Origin of the sequence: Nonomuraea sp. NPDC050153 (assembly GCF_044460125.1) — a bacterium.
Lineage (GTDB): Bacteria > Actinomycetota > Actinomycetes > Streptosporangiales > Streptosporangiaceae > Nonomuraea.
Genome location: NZ_JBITJQ010000029.1, coordinates 66,770 through 84,557 on the forward strand (window position 1 = coordinate 66,770; position 17,788 = coordinate 84,557).

Here is a 17,788-nt window from a genome sequence, read left to right on the forward strand (position 1 = left end):
GACTTCCCGATGGACAACCGCACCAAAGCCTGGCACGGCATCATGGTGGCCACCGCGCTGCCCCTGCGCGACGATCTCTCCGTCGACTTCGACGGCTACGCCGAGCACTGCCGCTGGCTGGTCGAGAACGACTGCGACGGCATCGCGGCCAACGGTTCGCTGGGCGAGTACCAGACGCTCACCGCGGAGGAGCGGACCAGGGTGATCGAGACCGCCGTCCAGGCCGTGGGCGGGCGCAACGTGATGGCCGGAGTGGGCGCGTACGGCGCCGCGGAGTCGCGCCGCTGGGCCGAGCAGGCGGGCGAGGCGGGCTGCGGCTCGGTGCTGCTGCTGCCCCCGAACTCCTACCGCGCCGACGAGCGGGCCGTCGTCGAGCACTACCGCGAGGTCGCCAAGGCGGGCCTGCCGGTCGTGGCCTACAACAACCCCTACGACACCAAGGTGGACCTGACTCCCGCGCTGCTGGCCAGGCTGCACGAGGAGGGGCTGATCGTGGCGGTCAAGGAGTTCAGCGGGGACGTGCGGCGCGCGTACGAACTGGCCGAGCTGGCACCCGAGCTGGACCTGCTGATCGGCTCCGACGACGTGCTGCTCGAACTCGCCGTGGCCGGGGCGGTGGGCTGGATCGCCGGCTACCCCAACGCGCTGCCCGCCTCCAACGCCGCGCTCTACCGCGCCGCCGTCGCCGGCGACCTGGAGACCGCGCTGCCTCTCTACCGGACGCTGCACCCCCTGCTGCGCTGGGACTCCAAGACGGAGTTCGTCCAGGCCATCAAGCTGTCCATGGACATCGCGGGCCGCCGCGGCGGGCCGTGCAGGCAGCCCAGGCAGCCGCTGACGGACGAGCAGGCCGCTATCGTGCGATCGGCGACCGAGAAGGCACTGGCAGAAGGGCTGCGATGAGGACAAAACGCGTTTTCCACGCCGTCGACTCCCACACCGAGGGCATGCCCACCCGCGTCATCACGGGTGGGATCGGCGTGATCCCGGGCGCGAGCATGGCCGAGCGACGCGTCTACTTCCGCGACAACCTCGACCACATCCGCACCCTGCTGATGACCGAGCCGCGCGGCCACTCCGCCATGAGCGGCGCCATCCTGCAGCCGCCCACCAGGCCGGACGCGGACTACGGCGTGCTGTTCATCGAGGTGTCGGGGCTGCTGCCGATGTGCGGCCACGGCACCATCGGCGTGGCCACCGTGCTCGTCGAGACCGGCATGGTCGAGGTCGTCGAGCCGGTCACCACCGTGCGCCTGGAGGTGCCGGCGGGGCTCGTCGAGGTGGACGTGGCCGTCGAGGACGGCCAGGCCATGTCGGTGACGCTGCGCAACGTGCCCTCCTACAGCGACCGGCTCGACGCCGTCGTGAAGGTGCCGGGGTTCGGGGAGATCCCGTACGACCTCGCGTACGGCGGCAACTTCTACGCCGTCGTCGACCTCGGCTCCTACGGCCTGCCCTTCGACCGCAAGGCCAAGAACGAGATCATCGCCGCCGGTCTGGCCACCATGGAGGCGATCAACGCGGCCGACGAGCCCGTGCACCGGGAGGACGAGCGCATCCGCGGCTGCCACCACGTCTACTTCACCGCGCCCGGCTCGGACGCGCACCACTCGCGGCACGCCATGGCCATCCACCCGGGCTGGTTCGACCGCTCGCCCTGCGGCACCGGCACCAGCGCCCGGATGGCGCAGCTGCACGCCAGGGGCGAGCTGCCGCTCGGCCAGGACTTCGTGAACGAGTCCTTCATCGGGACCCGGTTCATCGGGCGGCTGCTGGAGGAGACCACGGTGGGTGGCGGGCCGGCCGTCCTCCCCTCGATCACCGGCCGGGCCTGGGTCACCGGCACCGCCCAGTACTTCCTGGACCCGCGCGACCCGTTCCCCGCCGGGTTCGAGCTGTGAGCGGGCGCGACGATCGCGGCTCCGCCCTGGCCGGGACCACGATCACCACGGTCGACTACCACACGGGCGGCGAGCCGTTCAGGATCGTGACCGGCGGCGTGCCGGAGATTCCCGGAGCGGACGTGCTGTCGCGCCGGTCCACCGCGGCCGCCGAGCCCCGCTTCGACGACGTGCGGCGGCTGCTGTGCCAGGAGCCGCGCGGGCACGCCGACATGTACGGGTGCTTCCTCGTCCCGCCTGACGACCCCGGGGCCGCGTTCGGGGCGCTGTTCTGGCACAAGGACGGGTTCTCCACCGCCTGCGGCCACGGCACCATCGCGCTCGGCGCCTACGCCGTGAACGAGGGGCTGGTGGCCGCCGACCCCGACGGGGAGACCGACGTGGTGATCGACGTGCCGTCCGGGCGGGTCACGGCCCGGGTGCGCTGCTCGGGCGGCAAGGTGACCGGGGTGACGTTCGTCAGCGTGCCGTCGTTCGTGCTGGCGCGGGACGTGGCCGTCGCCAGAACAAAAGTCGATATTTCGTACGGTGGCGCGATTTATGCGTCGCTGCCCGCCGGGGCGGTGGGCCTGTCCGTCGAGCCTGCCTGCCTGACGGCGCTCATCGGCCACGCCCGCCGCATCAAGGCCGAGCTGGCGGACCACCCGGCCTCCCGGCACCCGACCGACGACCGGCTGTCCGGCGTCTACGGCGTGATCTTCTACGACGAGCTGCCGGACGAGGACGGGGCGGCGCACCAGCGGAACGTGACGGTGTTCGCCGACGGGGAGGTGGACCGCTCGCCCTGCGGGTCGGGCACGGCGGCGCGGATGGCGCTGCTGCACGACTCGGGGCTGCGCGCGCCCCTGATCCATGACGGCGTCGTCGGGAGCACCTTCCTGGCGCGCGTGGCCGCGGTGCTCGACGAGGGGGTCGTGCCGGAGATCGAGGGCATGGCGTACCGCACCGGGCGGCACGTCTTCGAGCTCGATCCCGACGATCCGATGGGTGTGGGGTTCACGCTGCGATGACCGGACTGCCATATCTCGACGCCGCCACGATGGAGCGGCTGGTGCCGATGGGGCGCGCCGTACGGATCCTGGAGGGCGCCCTTCGCGCCGGGCTCGACCCCGAGGCCACGCCGCAGCGGCCGATCGTGGACCTGCCGGCCGGGCAGCTCCTGCTCATGCCCGCCGCGGCCGGGCGGTACGCGGGGGTGAAGGCCGTCACCATCGCGCCCGGCAACCCCGATCGCGACCTGCCCCGGATCCAGGGGACGTACCTGCTGTTCGACGGCGACACCCTGACCCCGCTCGCGGCCCTGGACGGGATCGCGCTCACCTCCCTGCGCACCCCCGCCGTCTCGGCGCTCGCCGTCAGCCACCTGGCCGGCGGGGACGCCCGCCGACTGGTGGTGTTCGGGAGCGGGCCGCAGGCGTGGGGGCACGTGCTCGCGCTGCGGGAGGTGCGGCCCCTTGAGGACGTGACGGTGGTCGGGCGCGACCGGGACCGCGCGGAGGCGCTGGCCGCCCGCTGCCGGATGCTCGGGCTGACCGCCCGCGCCGTCCGGCAGTCCGATTCGGCGCAGGCGCTGGCCGGGGCCGACATCGTCGCGTGCTGCACGACAGCGAGAGAACCGCTGTTCCCGGGTAAGCTCGCCCGCGACGGCGTCACCGTCGTCGCGGTCGGGTCGCACGAGCCCGGCGCCCGCGAGCTCGACGGCGACCTCGTCGCCCGCGCCACCGTGGTCGTCGAGGCCAGGGCGGCCGCCCTGGAGGAGGCGGGGGATGTGCTCATCCCGATCCGCGAGGGTACGATCTCCGCTGGTCATCTCGCGGGCAACCTCGCCGACCTCGTCGCGGGGCGCGTGGTCGCCGGCACGGGGCCGCGCGTGTTCAAGAGCACGGGCATGGCCTGGGAGGACCTCGTGGTCGCGGCCGCCGCTTACGAGGCGTGGTGTTAGGAAGGGATGGGCGGATGGCTGCCGAGGACCGGCTTGACCTGCCGATGGTGGGGGAGCGGCAGAGCCTGCGCGAGCAGGTCGCGCACGCGCTGCGTGCCGCGCTGATCACCGGCGAGATGCGGCCGGGCGTGGTCTACTCCGCGCCGGTGCTGGCCGCCCAGTTCGGCGTCTCGGCCACGCCCGTGCGCGAGGCCATGCTCGACCTCGCCAAGGAGGGCCTGGTCGAGGCGGTGCGCAACAAGGGCTTCCGGGTGACCGAGCTGTCCGACCGCGACCTCGACGAGCTCACCGAGATCCGCCACCTCATCGAGGTGCCCACCGTGGCCAGGCTGGCCGGCAGCGCCAGGGCCGAGGAGTTCGAGCGGCTCAGGCCCATCGGCGAGGAGATCGTCTCGGCCGCCGAACGCGGCGACCTGCTCGCGTACGTGGACGCCGACCTGCGCTTCCACGTCGAGCTGCTGACCCTGGCGGGCAACGCCCACCTGGTCGAGGTGGTGCGCGACCTGCGTAACAGGGCCAGGCTCTACGGCCTGTCCCAGCTCAGGGAGCGCGACGTGCTGGGCGAGTCGGCCAGGGAGCACCTCGCGCTGCTGGACGCGCTCAAGAGCGGCGACCGCCAGGCCGTCGAACACCTCATGGCGGAGCACATCGGTCACGTCCGGGGGATCTGGGCCGAGCACTGAGCGAGCCGCCCGTGGGCGGCTCGTCCGTTTTTAGCGCGGTAAGTTCTGACATTCGGGGATCGCGGGCACCTTGATAGCGGTACGCTCGATTTCGGGCCGGAAGAGCGACGCCTAGAGCGTCCGCCGGCGGCCCCGTCGTCCAGGTCCCCAGCGGACCGGCCACCACCGATTCCGGTGGATGGCGCATGCCTGGTCAAGCGGACACCCGCACTCCGCTGACCTTCCATGGGCTCGGCATACCCCGCCCACCGAGAGCCGAGCCCCCCGCCGCGCGCCCGAGACCCCATCCCACGGGCGCGCGGCGGCCCGCCATCGCCCTGCTTAAGTCCCGGGCCGGTCCCGGGTCAGGACTTGCGCCGCCGGGTCGAGCCCAGGCTGGCGGCCACGATGCAGACGATCGCCGCCCACTGCTGCGCGTGCAGGACCTCGCCCAGCAGCAGCACCCCGATCAGCGCCGCCACGGCCGGCTCCAGGCTCATGAGGATCCCGAACACCTGCTTGGGCATCCGCCGCAGCGCCTGGAGTTCGAGCGAGTACGGGATCACCGAGGACAGCAGGCCCACGCCGAGCCCGATCAGCAGCAGCTCCGGCTGCAGCAGGTCCGCCCCGCCCGTCACGACGCCGACGGGGGCGACCACCACGGCCGACACGATCATCGCGAACGACAGCCCGCTCGTGCCGGGGAAGCGCCGCCCGGCCGCCGCCGACAGCAGGATGTACCCGGCCCAGCCGACCGCCGCCAGCATCGCGAACCCGATGCCGAGCCAGCTCACCGACGCCGACTGCCCCCAGGGCGCGAGCAGCACCACGCCCGCTCCCGCCAGGCCGATCCACAGCAGGTCGATCCTGCGCCGCGAGGCCGCCACGGCCACCCCCAGCGGCCCCAGGAACTCGATGGCCACCGCGATCCCCATCGGCAACCGCGACAGGGCCTCGTAGAACGTCAGGTTCATGAGCGCGAGCGTCACCCCGAACCCGATCCCCACCGCCCAGTCGCGCCAGGACAGGCCCTTCAGCCGGGGCCGGACGAGCGCTCCCATGATCAGCGCCCCGGCCGCGATGCGCAGGAACACCACCGCGCTCGGTGGCAGCGCCGCGAACAGCTCCTTCGCGAAACCGGCGCCCAGCTGCACCGAGACGATGGCCAGCAGCACGAGGCCGGACGGGGGGATGGAGTCGGCGGCGGAGCGGCGAGCCTGGGGCGCAGAGCGGTAGCCTGCGTAACCAGCGGAGCCCCGTGTGAGCGCGACCATGGACACGGTGCGCAGGGGGTTTCCCGGTTTGGGCAGGCCGGACCCGCGATCGAAGGGATCGTCGAGGGCGAACGCGGTCACAGGACTCCTCACGGGATGCGGGGGGTTGACGGTCAGAGCGTACCTGTGGCCTGTGACATGACCCCACATAGGGTGTTCTGGGCGACTATTGGATCATTGATCGTATGAAGTCCCCCACGAGCCTCGCCCGGCCGCCGCTGGCCCTGTCCGCGGCCTCGTTCGTCAGCAGCTTCGACCGCTTCGCCGTGAGCCCCATGCTCGTGCTGATCGCGGTGGACCTGGAGGTCCCGCTGTCCGCCGCCGTCGCGGCCGCCAGCGGCTACTACCTCGCCTACGGGCTGACGCAGCCGCTGTGGGGGCTGCTGTCGGACCGGTTCGGCCGGGTGCGGGTCATGCGCGGGGCGCTGTTCGGCGCGGCGCTGGCGGGGCTGGCCTCGGCGCTGATGCCGGTCCTCGGGGCGCTGGTGGCGGCCAGGATCGTGGCGGGGGCCTGCTTCGGCGCGGTGATCCCGACCGGGCTGACGTACGTGGGCGACACCGTGCGGCCGTCGATCCGCCAGCGGGCGCTGACCGACCTGATGGGCGCCGCCGCCCTCGGCACGGCTCTGGCCACCGGGCTGAGCGGGGTGCTGGCGGGCCTGGTGGACTGGCGGGTGGCGTTCACCGTGCCCGCCGCCTGCGCCCTGGTCTGCGCGCTCGCGCTGCGCTCGCTGCCGGAGCCGCCCCGCGACCTCCCGCACGGCCCGGCGGCCGGTGTGGGCCGGTACCTGGGCGCGGTGCTCGGGCACGGCTGGGCGCTGCTGGTGTTCGGGCTCGCGTTCGTCGAGGGCGCGATCATGCTCGGCGCGATGCCGTTCCTGGCCACCGCGCTGGAGCACGCGGGGTACGCCGCCGCCGTGGCCGGGCTGGCCATCACCGCGTACGGGCTGGGCCTGTGGGCGTTCTCGAAGCTCGTCAAGCGGCTGTCGGGGAGCTGGCCCGCTCCCGCGCTGATGACGGTGGGCGGGGCGCAGCTCTGCGCCGGGTTCGCGATCGTCTCCGTGCACGTCGACCTGGCCACCGTGGCGGTCACGGCGCTGCTGCTCGGCGGCGGCTGGTCCTTCCTGCACTCCTCGCTGCAGACGTGGGCCACCTCGGTGGTGCCCGAGGCGAGGGGGACGACGATCGCCTTCTTCGCCTCCGCGCTCTTCGTGGGCAGCGCGGTCGCGTCGTGGGCGGCGGGCCCGCTGGCCGACCACGGCCGCTACGCCCTGCTGTTCGGCCTGGCGGCCGCCGCGGCGATCCCGCTGACGGCCACGGCCGCCCTCACCAGGCGCCGCTACGGGACGCTGCACGCCGAGCGCCCCCGGGGCGCGTGAGCCGTCACTCCCAGCGGAACGTGCGCGAGACCAGACCCAGCGACAGCACCGCCCACACGGCCAGCACGGCCAGCGGGCCCAGGGGCAGCGCGGCCCCTTGGGCGAGGACCGCGCGCAGGCCGCCGGTCAGGGCCGAGATGGGCAGCAGCTCCAGGACCTGGCGCATGCCCTCGGGGAACTTCGACAGCGGGAAGATCACCCCACCGGCCCCCAGCAGCACCAGGTAGACGAGGTTGGCGGCGGCCAGGGTGGCCTCCGCGCGCAGCGTGCCGGCCATGAGCAGCCCCAGCCCGCTGAACGCCGCCGTGCCCAGCACGATGAGCAGCGCCGCGCTCAGGAACGACCCGTGCGGCCGCCACCCCAGCGCCAGGCCGACGCACACGATCACCGCGGCCTGGATGACCTCCACGGCCACCACGGCGGCCGTCTTGGCGAGCATGAGCCCGGCCCGGGACAGCGGGGTCGCGCCCAGCCGCTTCAGCACGCCGTAGCGGCGCTCGAAGCCGGTCGCGATGGCCTGGCCGGTGAAGGCCGTGGACATGACGGCCAGCGCCAGCACGCCGGGCGCCAGGAAGTCGATGCGCCTGCCGCTCCCGACGTCGATCAGCGGCGCCAGCGAGAACCCGGCCAGCAGCAGCACCGGGATGATCAAGGTGAGCAGCAGCTGCTCGCCGTTGCGCAGCATCGCCCGGATCTCCGCGCCCGTCTGGGCCAGGACCATGCGCGGGAACGGCGCCGCCCCGGGCGCGGGCGTGAAGTCCAGCGCGGTCCGCCCTGCGGGCGCGCGGTCGGACGCGGTCATCGCAGCTCCCTGCCCGTCAGCTCAAGGAAGACGTCCTCCAGCGTGCGGCGCTCGATGCGGAGGTCGTCGGCCGTGACGCCCTCGGCCGCGCACCAGGCCGTCACCGTGGCCAGCAGCTCGGGACCCACCAGTCCCTCGATGATGTAGTGCCCGGCGGGCGACTCCTTGGCCGCGCTGCCCGCCGGGAGCGCGTTGAGCAGCTCCTCCAGCGCCAGCCCCGGCCGGGCGCGGAAGCGCAGCTGCCGCTCCGCCCCCGTCAGCGAGGCCGGGCTGCCCTCGGCCACCACCCGCCCCTTGTCGATGATCACCACGTGGTCGGCCAGTCGTTCGGCCTCGTCCATGTGGTGCGTGGTCAGCACCACCGACACGCCCGCCCCGCGCAGCTCGCCCACCATCTCCCAGCAGGCGTGCCGGGCCTGCGGGTCGAGCCCGGCCGTCGGCTCGTCGAGGAAGACCAGCTCGGGCCGCCCGATGACGGCCGCGGCCAGCGACAGCCGCTGCTGCTGCCCGCCCGACATCCGCCGGTACGGGGTGCGCACGTGATCGGCCAGCCCCAGCCGCGCCAGCAGCGCGCCGGCGTCGAGGGGCCGGGCGTAGAAGCGGGAGACCAGGCGCAGCCACTCGCCGCAGCGCATCGCGGGCGGGACGCCGCCCGACTGCAGCATGACCCCCACCCGCGGCCGCAGCTCGGGCTGCGTGGGCGGCCGGCCGAGCACGCGGACGGTGCCCGCGTCGGCCTTGCGGAACCCCTCGCAGATCTCGACCGTGGACGTCTTGCCCGCGCCGTTGGGCCCGAGCACGGCGGTCACCGCGCCGCGCTCGGCGCGCAGCGTGAGGCCGTCGACGGCGGTGATGCCGCCGTAGCGTTTGACCAGGCCGATGATCTCGACGGCTGGGGACTCCATGGCCACGAGTTTAGGGACTGGCGCGGGCGGTTCGGGCCGCAGGTGGGGTTGGCCGGATTTGGACATGTCTTGACCCGGCCATTTCCCAGTAAGGCGCCATCTGAGGTGAAAGTCTGACGACGAGCTCCATGTCAGAGGAGGGCGCAATGTCGCAACGCAGCGGATACGACCCAGGAATCCCGTGCTGGGTGGACCTGTCCAGCACCGATGTCGAAGCTTCCGCCCGGTTCTACGGCGAGGTCTTCGGCTGGCAGGCCGACATGATCGACGACCCCGAGGCCGGCGGCTACGGCATGTTCCTCCACCAGGGCAAACACGTCGCCGGGCTGGGGCCGGTCATGGGCGCGGAGTCGCCCTCGTTCTGGAACATGTTCGTGGCCACCGACGACGCCGCCGCGCTCGCCGAGCGGGTCAGGAAAGCCGGCGGCACCGTGACCATGGACCCGATGGCGGTCTTCGACGAAGGCGTCATGACGGTCTTCCAGGCCCCGGACAGCTCGTACGCGGCCGCCTGGCAGGCGGGCAACCACCGCGGCGCCGAGCTGGTCAACGAGCCCGTCTCGTTCTGCTGGAACGAGCTGGTCACGCGCGACCCGCAGGCCGCCGAGGGCTTCTACGCCGCCGTCTTCGGCTGGACGCCGAACCTGCAGGAGATGGAGGGGATCAAGTACACCGAGTGGCACCGGGGCGAGCGGGCCATCGCGGGCATGGTCGAGATGTTCTCCGACTACCCCGCCGCGACGCCGTCGTTCTGGATGACGTACTTCGCGGTCGCCGACCTCGAAGCCACCATGGCCGCGGCCGAGGGCGCGGGCGCGACCGTGCTGGTGCGGGCGATGGAGGCGCCGCCCGGCCGGTTCTCGATGCTCACCGACCCCCAGGGCGCGGCGTTCTCGATCATTGAGCTTCACGAAATCGCATGAAATATCTGATGACCGGGAATTTGGAGGACCGGATGGTGGTTTGATCTCTCGGCCCTCGTGGGCCACCGGCCCAAGAGGGAGAGGGGATCACGCATGTCCGTGGCGGCCGAAGCCACGTCCACGTCCACCATCGCCGTGGGGCAGAGGAGGGGCAGCCGCGGATTGCTGCTGGTGATCCTGGGAGCCCTGTCCGCCATCGGACCCCTGTCCATCGACATGTACCTCCCCGCGCTGCCCGCCATCACCTCCGAGATGCTCAGCGCTCCAGCCCAGGTCCAGCTCACCCTCACCGCCTGCCTCATCGGCGTGTCCATCGGCCAGGTGATCGCCGGGCCGGTCAGCGACGTGCGCGGCAGGAGGATGCCGCTGATCGTGGGCGTGGCCGGGTTCATGACGGCCTCGCTGCTGTGCGCCTTCGCGCCGTCGGTGCCCATGCTCATCGCCTTCCGCCTGCTGCAGGGCGTGCTCGGCGGCGCGGCCCTGGTGATCGTGCGGGCGGTCGTCCGCGACCTGTACGACGGCGCCGCCATCGCCCGCATCTTCGCCACCCTCATGCTGGTCAGCGGCCTGGCGCCGATCCTGGCGCCCATCGCCGGCGCGCAGCTGCTGGCGTTCACCTCGTGGCGCGGCGTGTTCGTGGCGCTCAGCGTCGCCGGGGTGGTGCTGCTGCTGGCCGTCCTGGGCGGCGTGCGCGAGACGCTGCCCGCGGCCGAGCGCGAGAGCGGCGGGCTCAAGCACACCGTCGGCACGTTCGGCAGGCTCCTGCGCGACCGGGCGTTCATGGGCACCGCGCTCACCGCGGGGCTGGCGTTCGCCGCCATGTTCGGCTACATCTCCGGCTCGCCGTTCGTGCTCCAGGAGGTGTACGGCGCCACGCCCCAGCAGTACTCGCTCATCTTCGGCATCAACGCCTTCGGCCTGACCGCCATGGCCCAGCTCGGCGGCCGGCTGTCGGGACGGGTGCCGCCGGTGACCCTGGTGGTCACCGGGCTCGCGATCGGGCTGACCGGCGCCTCGCTGCTGCTGGCCGCCGCGCTGGCCGGGCTCGGCCTGTGGGGCATCGTGGGCGGGCTGTTCGTCATCATGCTCGGCCAGGGCCTGGTCATGCCGGCCACCGGAGCGCTGGCCCTGGCCAGCCAGCCCGCGCAGGTCGCGGGCAGCGCCTCGGCCCTGCTCGGCGTGCTGCAGTTCGCGCTGGGCGCCCTCGCGGCCCCGCTGGTCGGCCTGGCGGGCGAGGGCAGCGCCGTGCCGATGGCCTGCGTGATGCTGGGCCTCATCCTTTGCTCAAGCTTGACTTTCGCCTTCCTGAGAAAGAGTTAGGTAAGCCTACCCTGCGTGAGAAATTCCATTCCCGGGCTGCTCAGATCCGTTTGTGAACTGGGAAGGAATTACGGCACACTGATGTTGTGAAAAACGTGCCAGGGATAGAGCCAGGAAGCGAGCGGAGCACCCGTGCCCGCGTCGCCAGGCTGATCCTTGAGCACGGTCCCGTCGCGGCCGCCGCGCTGGGCGAGCGGCTGGGGCTCACCCCCGCCGCCGTCCGCCGTCACCTGGACGCGCTGCTGGCCGACGGGATGATAGAGCCTCGCACGGTCGGGCCGCGCGGGCAGCGCGGGCGCGGACGCCCCGCCAAGCTGTTCGCGATCACCGACGCGGGGCGCAGTGCTTTCGAGCACGCCTATGACGACCTCGCCGGGAGCGCGCTGCGCTTCCTGGCCGAGCGCATGGGAGAGGAAGCGGTGGCCGACTTCGCCCGCCTGCAGGTCTCGAGCCTGCTCAAGCGGTTGGAGCCGGTCATGCGGACGGTGCCGGCGGACCAGCGCGTGCAAGTGCTGGCGCAGGCGCTGTCGGCGGAGGGGTACGCCGCCTCGGCCAGCAAGGCCAAGTCGGGCGGCGACCAGCTCTGCCAGCACCACTGCCCGGTGGCCCACGCGGCTGCGGAGTTCCCGCAGCTCTGCGAGGCCGAGACGGAGGCGTTCGCGCAGCTGCTCGGCACCCCGGTGCAGCGCCTGGCCACGATCGCCCACGGCGACGGGGTCTGCACGACACATGTGAGCCCACAGTCGCTGGGTGAATCCGCACATAGAGACAAAAGCAAGGAGACCGGAAGGTGACTGTCACCGACCGCCCGGAGCTGGAAGGCCTCGGGAATTACAAGTTCGGCTGGGCCGACCCGGATGCCGCCGGGGCGGCGGCCAAGCGCGGCCTGTCCGAGGAGGTCGTCCGCAACATCTCCGCTCTCAAGAACGAGCCGGAGTGGATGCTCGACCTTCGCCTGAAGGGCCTCCGCCTGTTCGACCGCAAGCCGCTGCCCACCTGGGGCTCCGACCTCACCGGCATCGACTTCGACAACATCAAGTACTTCGTGCGCTCCACCGAGAAGCAGGCCGCTTCCTGGGACGAGCTGCCCGCCGACATCAAGAACACCTACGACAAGCTCGGCATCCCCGAGGCGGAGAAGCAGCGCCTCATCGCCGGTGTCGCCGCCCAGTACGAGTCCGAGGTCGTCTACCACAAGATCCGTGAGGACCTTGAGGAGAAGGGCGTCATCTTCCTCGACACCGACACGGGCCTGAAGGAGCACCCGGAGATCTTCCAGGAATACTTCGGCTCGGTCATCCCGGTGGGCGACAACAAGTTCGCCGCCCTCAACAGCGCCGTGTGGTCCGGTGGCTCGTTCATCTACGTGCCGCCGAACATCGAGGTCGAGATCCCGCTGCAGGCCTACTTCCGGATCAACACCGAGAACATGGGCCAGTTCGAGCGGACCCTGATCATCGTGGACGAGAACAGCTACGTCCATTACGTCGAGGGCTGCACCGCGCCGATCTACTCCTCCGACTCGCTGCACAGCGCGGTCGTCGAGATCATCGTGAAGAAGAACGCCCGCTGCCGTTACACGACCATCCAGAACTGGTCGAACAACGTCTACAACCTGGTCACCAAGCGCGCCGTGGCGTACGAGGGCGCGACCATGGAGTGGATCGACGGCAACATCGGCTCCAAGGTCACGATGAAGTACCCGGCCGTCTACCTGATGGGCGAGCACGCCAAGGGCGAGACGCTGAGCGTCGCGTTCGCGGGCGAGGGCCAGCACCAGGACGCCGGCTCCAAGATGGTGCACCTGGCGCCCCACACCAGCTCCAGCGTCATCTCCAAGTCGGTGGCGCGCGGCGGCGGCCGCACCTCCTACCGCGGTCTCGTGCAGATCGAGGAGGGCGCCCACGGCAGCGCCAGCACCGTCAAGTGCGACGCCCTGCTGGTCGACCAGATCAGCCGCTCCGACACCTACCCCTACGTCGACGTCCGCGAGGACGACGTCAAGATGGGTCACGAGGCCACGGTCTCCAAGGTCAGCGAGGACCAGCTCTTCTACCTCATGAGCCGCGGGCTCGACGAGGACGAGGCGATGGCGATGATCGTGCGCGGCTTCGTGGAGCCGATCGCGCGCGAGCTGCCCATGGAATACGCGCTCGAGCTCAACCGGCTGATCGAGCTGCAGATGGAAGGAGCCGTCGGCTGATGGGCCTGAACGAGAAGCCCCTGTCGACCCTGCACGAGAAGGCGTCCTACGAGCTGGGCGACTTCGAGGTCCCGACCGGGCGCGAGGAGGCCTGGCGCTTCACGCCGCTCTCGCGCCTGAAGGGCCTGCACAACGGCAAGGCCGACGCCGTCGGTCACGTCCGGGTCGACGTCGAGGCGGCGCCCGAGGTCATCGTCGAGACGGTCGGCCGCGACGACGCCCGCGTCGGCAAGTCGTTCATGCCGACCGACCGGGTCAGCGCCCAGGCGTGGACCAGCTTCGAGAAGGCCACCGTGGTCACGGTGCCGCGCGAGGCCGTCACCTCCAAGCCGACCGTGCTGACGCTGACCGGTTCGGGCGACGGCGCCGCGTACGGCCACATCGTGGTCAAGGTGGAGCCGCTGGCCGAGGCCGTGATCGTGCTCGACCACAAGGGCAGCGCGGTCTACGCCGACAACATCGAGTTCGTCGTCGGCGACGGCGCCTCGCTCAGGGTCGTCAGCCTGCAGGACTGGGACGACGACGCGGTCCACGTCTCCCATCACCACGCCCAGCTGGCCAAGGACGCGACGTTCCGCAGCTTCGTGGTGACGCTCGGCGGCGACCTCGTACGCCTGTCGCCCAACGTCTCCTACACCGCTCCCGGCGGCGACGCCGACATGTCGGGCGTCTACTTCGTGGACGCCGGGCAGCACCTGGAGCACCGCCTGCTGGTCGACCACTCGCAGCCCAACTGCAAGAGCAACGTCGACTACCGCGGCGCCCTGCAGGGCGAGGACGCGCACGCCGTCTGGATCGGCGACGTGATCATCCGCGTCGAGGCCGAGGGCACCGACACCTACGAGCTCAACCGCAACCTCATCCTGACCGACGGCGCCCGCGCCGACTCGGTGCCCAACCTGGAGATCCTCACCGGCGAGGTCGCCGGGGCGGGGCACGCCTCCGCCTCCGGCCGGCTCGACGACGAGCACATCTTCTACCTCCAGGCCCGTGGCATCCCCTTCGACGAGGCCCGCCGCCTGGTCATCAGGGGCTTCCTCGGCCAGCTCGTCGAGAAGATCGAGGTCGAGGAGATCCGCGAGCGCGTGCTGAGCGCGCTGGAGGCGGAGCTCGCGCGATGAGTTCGTTCGAGAAGGTCTGCAAGCTCGACGACATCCCCGACGGGGGAGTAATCGGGGTGGAGGTCGACGAGACGCCGGTGGCGCTCGTGCGCAAGGGCGGCGAGGTGTTCGCCCTGCACGACGTCTGCTCCCACGCCGAGGTGAAGCTCAGCGAGGGCGAGGTCTACGACGGCACTCTGGAGTGCTGGCTGCACGGCTCGTGCTTCGACGTGCGCTCCGGCAAGCCCACCGGCCCGCCCGCCACCCAGCCCGTGAACGTCTACACAGTCAAGATCGACGGCGATGACGTGCTCGTCTCGCTCTCGAAGGAGTCATAACAACCATGTCCACCCTTGAGATCCGCGACCTCCACGTCGCCGTCGAGGACAAGGAAATCCTGCGCGGCGTCAACCTGGTCGTCAACTCCGGCGAGACCCACGCCATCATGGGCCCCAACGGCTCGGGCAAGTCGACGCTCGCCTACGCGATCGCCGGCCACCCCAAATACACGATCACCGGCGGCCAGGTGCTGCTCGACGGCGTGGACCTGCTGGAGCTGTCGGTCGACGAGCGGGCCCGCGCGGGCCTGTTCCTGGCCATGCAGTACCCGGTCGAGGTCCCCGGCGTGTCGGTCTCGAACTTCCTGCGCTCGGCCGTCACCGCGGTCCGCGGCGAGGCGCCCAAGCTGCGCGAGTTCGCCAAGGACCTCAAGGGCGGCATGGACGCGCTGTCCATCGACGCCGCGTTCGCCCAGCGCAACCTCAACGAGGGCTTCTCCGGCGGCGAGAAGAAGCGCCACGAGATCCTCCAGCTCGAGCTGCTCAAGCCGAAGATCGCGGTGCTCGACGAGACCGACTCCGGCCTCGACGTCGACGCGCTGCGCGTGGTGTCGGAGGGCATCAACCGCTTCCGCGCCTCCGGCGACACCGGCGTGCTGCTGATCACGCACTACACCCGCATCCTGCGGTACGTGAAGCCGGACTTCGTCCACGTCTTCGCGGGCGGCCGGATCGTCGAGGAGGGCGGCCCGGAGCTGGCCGAGAAGCTCGAGGCCGAGGGCTACGAGCAGTACACGAAGGCATCTGCATGACTCAGATCAGCTTTGACGTGGAGAAGGTCAGGAAGGATTTCCCGATCTTCTCCCGCGAGCTGCCCGACGGGCGTCCGCTCGTCTATCTCGACTCGGGCAACTCCTCCCAGAAGCCCAATCAGGTCATCGAGACCATGCGTGACCACTTCGCGCTGCACTACAGCAACGTCGGACGGGCCATGCACGTGCTCGGCGCCGAATCGACCGACGCCTACGAGAGCGCCCGCGACAGAGTCGCCGCGTTCGTCGGGGCGCCGTCGCGCGACGAGGTGATCTTCACCAAGAACGCCTCCGAGGCGCTCAACCTCGTCGCGTACGCCTTCGGCAACCCCATCAACACCGATCCGCGCTTCACGCTCGGGGCCGGCGACGAGATCGTCATCTCCGAGATGGAGCACCACTCCAACATCGTGCCGTGGCAGCTGCTCGCGCAGCGCACCGGCGCGACGCTGAAGTGGTTCGGCGTCACCGACGAAGGACGGCTCGACTACGACCCGTCCGTGATCACCGAGCGGACGAAGATCGTCTCGATCGCCCACCAGTCCAACGTGCTCGGCACCGTCAACCCGGTCGTCGAGGTGGCCCGGCGGGCGCACGAGGTCGGTGCGCTGATCATGCTGGACGCGTCGCAGTCCGTGCCGCACCACCCGGTGAACGTCGCCGGGCTGGAGGCCGACTTCGTGGCCTTCACCGGACACAAGATGGTCGGCCCGTCGGGCATCGGCGTGCTGTGGGGGAAGGCCGAGCTGCTCGACGCCATGCCCCCGTTCCTGGGCGGCGGCGAGATGATCGAGGCGGTCTGGATGGACCACTCGACGTACGCGCCGGTGCCGCACAAGTTCGAGGCCGGCACGCCGCCGATCGTCGAGGCCATCGGGCTGGGCGCGGCCGTCGACTACCTCACCGAGGTCGGGATGGCGGCCATCGAGGCGCACGAGCGCACGCTGACGGCCTACGCGCTCGACGCCCTGCGCGAGGTGCCCACCCTGCGGCTCATCGGGCCCGACTCGCTGGAGCAGCGGGGCGGCACGGTGTCGTTCACGCTGGGGGGCATCCACCCGCACGACGTCGGGCAGATCCTCGACGACCAGTTCGGCGTCGCCGTACGCGTCGGTCACCATTGCGCGCGCCCCCTGCACCTGCGCTTCGGAATACCGGCGACCACGCGGGCGTCGTTCTACCTGTACAACACCACGGGCGAGATCGACGCCCTGGTCCGCGGCCTCCATCACGTTCAGAAGGTGTTCGCATAGCCATGATCGGCGAGTCGATGTACCAGGAGTTGATCCTGGAGCACTACAAGCACCCGCAGGGGCGGGGGCTGCGCGAGCCGTACGACGCCGAGGTTCACCACGTGAACCCGACGTGCGGCGACGAGATCACGCTCAGGGTGAAGGTGGGCGACGGCGGCAAGGTCCTGGACGTCTCCTACGACGGACAGGGCTGTTCGATCAGCCAGGCCGCCGCCTCGGTGCTGCACGAGCTCGCCACCGGCTCGACGGTCGAGGAGACGCTCTCCGTGGTCGACGAGTTCACCAGGCTCATGCAGGGCAGGGGCCAGGTCGAGGCCGACGAGGAAGTGCTCGGCGACGCGGTCGCGTTCGCGGGCGTGGCCAAATTCCCGGCGCGCGTCAAGTGCGCGCTGCTGTCGTGGATGGCCTATAAGGATGCGGTAGTGAGGAGTGCCCGATGAGTAAGCCTGTGGAGACTCCGACCGATTTCGACGGCGAGACGACCGTCGAAGAGGTCATGGAGGCGCTCAAGGACGTCGTGGACCCCGAGCTCGGCATCAACGTGGTCGACCTGGGCCTCATCTACGGGCTCAACCTCGACCCGGCCGACGGCGCGCGGCCCGTGGCCACCATCGACATGACGCTGACCAGCGCGGCCTGTCCGCTGACCGACGTCATCGAGGACCAGGCCCACTCGGCGCTCGACGGCATGGTGTCCGACGTGAAGATCAACTGGGTCTGGCTGCCGCCGTGGGGCCCGGACAAGATCACCGACGAGGGGCGCGAGCAGCTCCGTATGCTAGGATTTAATGTCTGATCTTTTTGCTGTTACGGCTGACGTTCACTCGTCAGCCGTTTCAGCGTGCCATAGAGGGTTGCGGAAAGTCCGGGCCCGTCCGGGGAATTTCAGATAACATCCCGGCGTTGGTAACAAACGCACCTGACGTCTCATCGCGCGTCTCGCATCGCCTGCGGCCGGTGCCCGGTGTGTTACCCCCTTAAATGATTTGACCCGCCCGTACGGCGGGTGACCAGAACCCCTGTGCGGCGTGCGC

At 71.0% G+C, this 17,788-nt stretch carries 19 protein-coding genes; 16 read left to right on the forward strand and 3 right to left on the reverse strand.

Annotated elements, in window-relative coordinates:
• The first annotated feature begins 9 nt into the window (after window positions 1–9).
• The 5 genes from ACIBQ1_RS45665 to ACIBQ1_RS45685 are packed head-to-tail and all read left to right on the forward strand — an operon-like array spanning window position 10 to window position 4,526.
• The gene (locus ACIBQ1_RS45665; RefSeq protein ID WP_397287369.1) at window positions 10–903 is read left to right on the forward strand and encodes a dihydrodipicolinate synthase family protein; all 894 of its coding nucleotides are present in this window, start codon (window positions 10–12) and stop codon (window positions 901–903) included.
• A complete protein-coding gene (locus tag ACIBQ1_RS45670; protein ID WP_397287371.1) occupies window positions 900–1,901 on the forward strand; it encodes a proline racemase family protein in 1,002 nt (333 codons plus the stop codon). The genes ACIBQ1_RS45665 and ACIBQ1_RS45670 overlap by 4 nt, the downstream gene beginning before the upstream one ends.
• The gene (locus tag ACIBQ1_RS45675) at window positions 1,898–2,911 is read left to right on the forward strand and encodes a proline racemase family protein (RefSeq protein WP_397287373.1); all 1,014 of its coding nucleotides are present in this window, start codon (window positions 1,898–1,900) and stop codon (window positions 2,909–2,911) included. The genes ACIBQ1_RS45670 and ACIBQ1_RS45675 overlap by 4 nt, the downstream gene beginning before the upstream one ends.
• Window positions 2,908–3,843: an ornithine cyclodeaminase family protein gene (locus tag ACIBQ1_RS45680; protein WP_397287375.1), complete on the forward strand. Its 936-nt coding sequence runs from the start codon at window positions 2,908–2,910 to the stop codon at window positions 3,841–3,843. Before ACIBQ1_RS45675 ends, ACIBQ1_RS45680 begins: the two co-directional genes overlap by 4 nt.
• Before the next feature lie 14 nt (window positions 3,844–3,857).
• On the forward strand, window positions 3,858–4,526 hold the full coding sequence (locus ACIBQ1_RS45685) for a GntR family transcriptional regulator (RefSeq protein ID WP_397287377.1): 669 nt from the start codon (window positions 3,858–3,860) through the stop codon (window positions 4,524–4,526).
• Window positions 4,527–4,870: 344 nt separating this feature from the next.
• On the opposite strand, the gene ACIBQ1_RS45690 is transcribed toward ACIBQ1_RS45685, so the two are convergent.
• A complete protein-coding gene (locus tag ACIBQ1_RS45690; RefSeq protein WP_397287379.1) occupies window positions 4,871–5,860 on the reverse strand; it encodes an EamA family transporter in 990 nt (329 codons plus the stop codon).
• Between the two features lie 104 nt (window positions 5,861–5,964).
• Between ACIBQ1_RS45690 and ACIBQ1_RS45695 the strand changes: the two genes are divergently transcribed.
• Window positions 5,965–7,158, forward strand: coding sequence for an MFS transporter (locus tag ACIBQ1_RS45695; RefSeq protein WP_397287381.1), 1,194 nt, complete (start codon window positions 5,965–5,967; stop codon window positions 7,156–7,158).
• Between the two features lie 4 nt (window positions 7,159–7,162).
• On the opposite strand, the gene ACIBQ1_RS45700 is transcribed toward ACIBQ1_RS45695, so the two are convergent.
• Window positions 7,163–7,960, reverse strand: coding sequence for an ABC transporter permease (locus tag ACIBQ1_RS45700; protein ID WP_397287383.1), 798 nt, complete (start codon window positions 7,958–7,960; stop codon window positions 7,163–7,165).
• Window positions 7,957–8,865, reverse strand: coding sequence for an ABC transporter ATP-binding protein (locus tag ACIBQ1_RS45705; RefSeq protein ID WP_397287385.1), 909 nt, complete (start codon window positions 8,863–8,865; stop codon window positions 7,957–7,959). The genes ACIBQ1_RS45700 and ACIBQ1_RS45705 overlap by 4 nt, the downstream gene beginning before the upstream one ends.
• Before the next feature lie 146 nt (window positions 8,866–9,011).
• Between ACIBQ1_RS45705 and ACIBQ1_RS45710 the strand changes: the two genes are divergently transcribed.
• From ACIBQ1_RS45710 to ACIBQ1_RS45755, 10 genes are all read left to right on the forward strand, one after another.
• On the forward strand, window positions 9,012–9,788 hold the full coding sequence (locus ACIBQ1_RS45710; protein WP_397287387.1) for a VOC family protein: 777 nt from the start codon (window positions 9,012–9,014) through the stop codon (window positions 9,786–9,788).
• 93 nt (window positions 9,789–9,881) lie between these two features.
• Window positions 9,882–11,108, forward strand: a complete 1,227-nt coding sequence (locus tag ACIBQ1_RS45715; RefSeq protein ID WP_397287389.1) for a multidrug effflux MFS transporter — start codon at window positions 9,882–9,884, stop codon at window positions 11,106–11,108.
• A 95-nt stretch (window positions 11,109–11,203) separates the two neighbouring features.
• Window positions 11,204–11,902: a metalloregulator ArsR/SmtB family transcription factor gene (locus ACIBQ1_RS45720; RefSeq protein WP_185079281.1), complete on the forward strand. Its 699-nt coding sequence runs from the start codon at window positions 11,204–11,206 to the stop codon at window positions 11,900–11,902.
• Window positions 11,899–13,311: a Fe-S cluster assembly protein SufB gene (sufB, locus tag ACIBQ1_RS45725; protein ID WP_397287391.1), complete on the forward strand. Its 1,413-nt coding sequence runs from the start codon at window positions 11,899–11,901 to the stop codon at window positions 13,309–13,311. Before ACIBQ1_RS45720 ends, sufB begins: the two co-directional genes overlap by 4 nt.
• The gene (gene sufD / locus ACIBQ1_RS45730; protein WP_397287393.1) at window positions 13,311–14,432 is read left to right on the forward strand and encodes a Fe-S cluster assembly protein SufD; all 1,122 of its coding nucleotides are present in this window, start codon (window positions 13,311–13,313) and stop codon (window positions 14,430–14,432) included. Before sufB ends, sufD begins: the two co-directional genes overlap by 1 nt.
• Window positions 14,429–14,749: a non-heme iron oxygenase ferredoxin subunit gene (locus tag ACIBQ1_RS45735; RefSeq protein WP_366325007.1), complete on the forward strand. Its 321-nt coding sequence runs from the start codon at window positions 14,429–14,431 to the stop codon at window positions 14,747–14,749. The genes sufD and ACIBQ1_RS45735 overlap by 4 nt, the downstream gene beginning before the upstream one ends.
• Before the next feature lie 5 nt (window positions 14,750–14,754).
• Entirely contained in the window at window positions 14,755–15,501 is a 747-nt protein-coding gene (sufC, locus tag ACIBQ1_RS45740) for a Fe-S cluster assembly ATPase SufC (RefSeq protein ID WP_397287395.1), read from the forward strand.
• Window positions 15,498–16,754, forward strand: a complete 1,257-nt coding sequence (locus ACIBQ1_RS45745; protein WP_397287397.1) for a cysteine desulfurase — start codon at window positions 15,498–15,500, stop codon at window positions 16,752–16,754. The genes sufC and ACIBQ1_RS45745 overlap by 4 nt, the downstream gene beginning before the upstream one ends.
• A 2-nt stretch (window positions 16,755–16,756) precedes the next feature.
• Window positions 16,757–17,194, forward strand: coding sequence for a Fe-S cluster assembly sulfur transfer protein SufU (sufU, locus tag ACIBQ1_RS45750; protein WP_350740058.1), 438 nt, complete (start codon window positions 16,757–16,759; stop codon window positions 17,192–17,194).
• Window positions 17,191–17,550 carry a metal-sulfur cluster assembly factor gene (locus ACIBQ1_RS45755; protein ID WP_185076963.1) on the forward strand — a complete coding sequence of 120 codons (360 nt, stop codon included), beginning with the start codon at window positions 17,191–17,193 and terminating at the stop codon, window positions 17,548–17,550. The genes sufU and ACIBQ1_RS45755 overlap by 4 nt, the downstream gene beginning before the upstream one ends.
• Window positions 17,551–17,788: the final 238 nt, after the last annotated feature.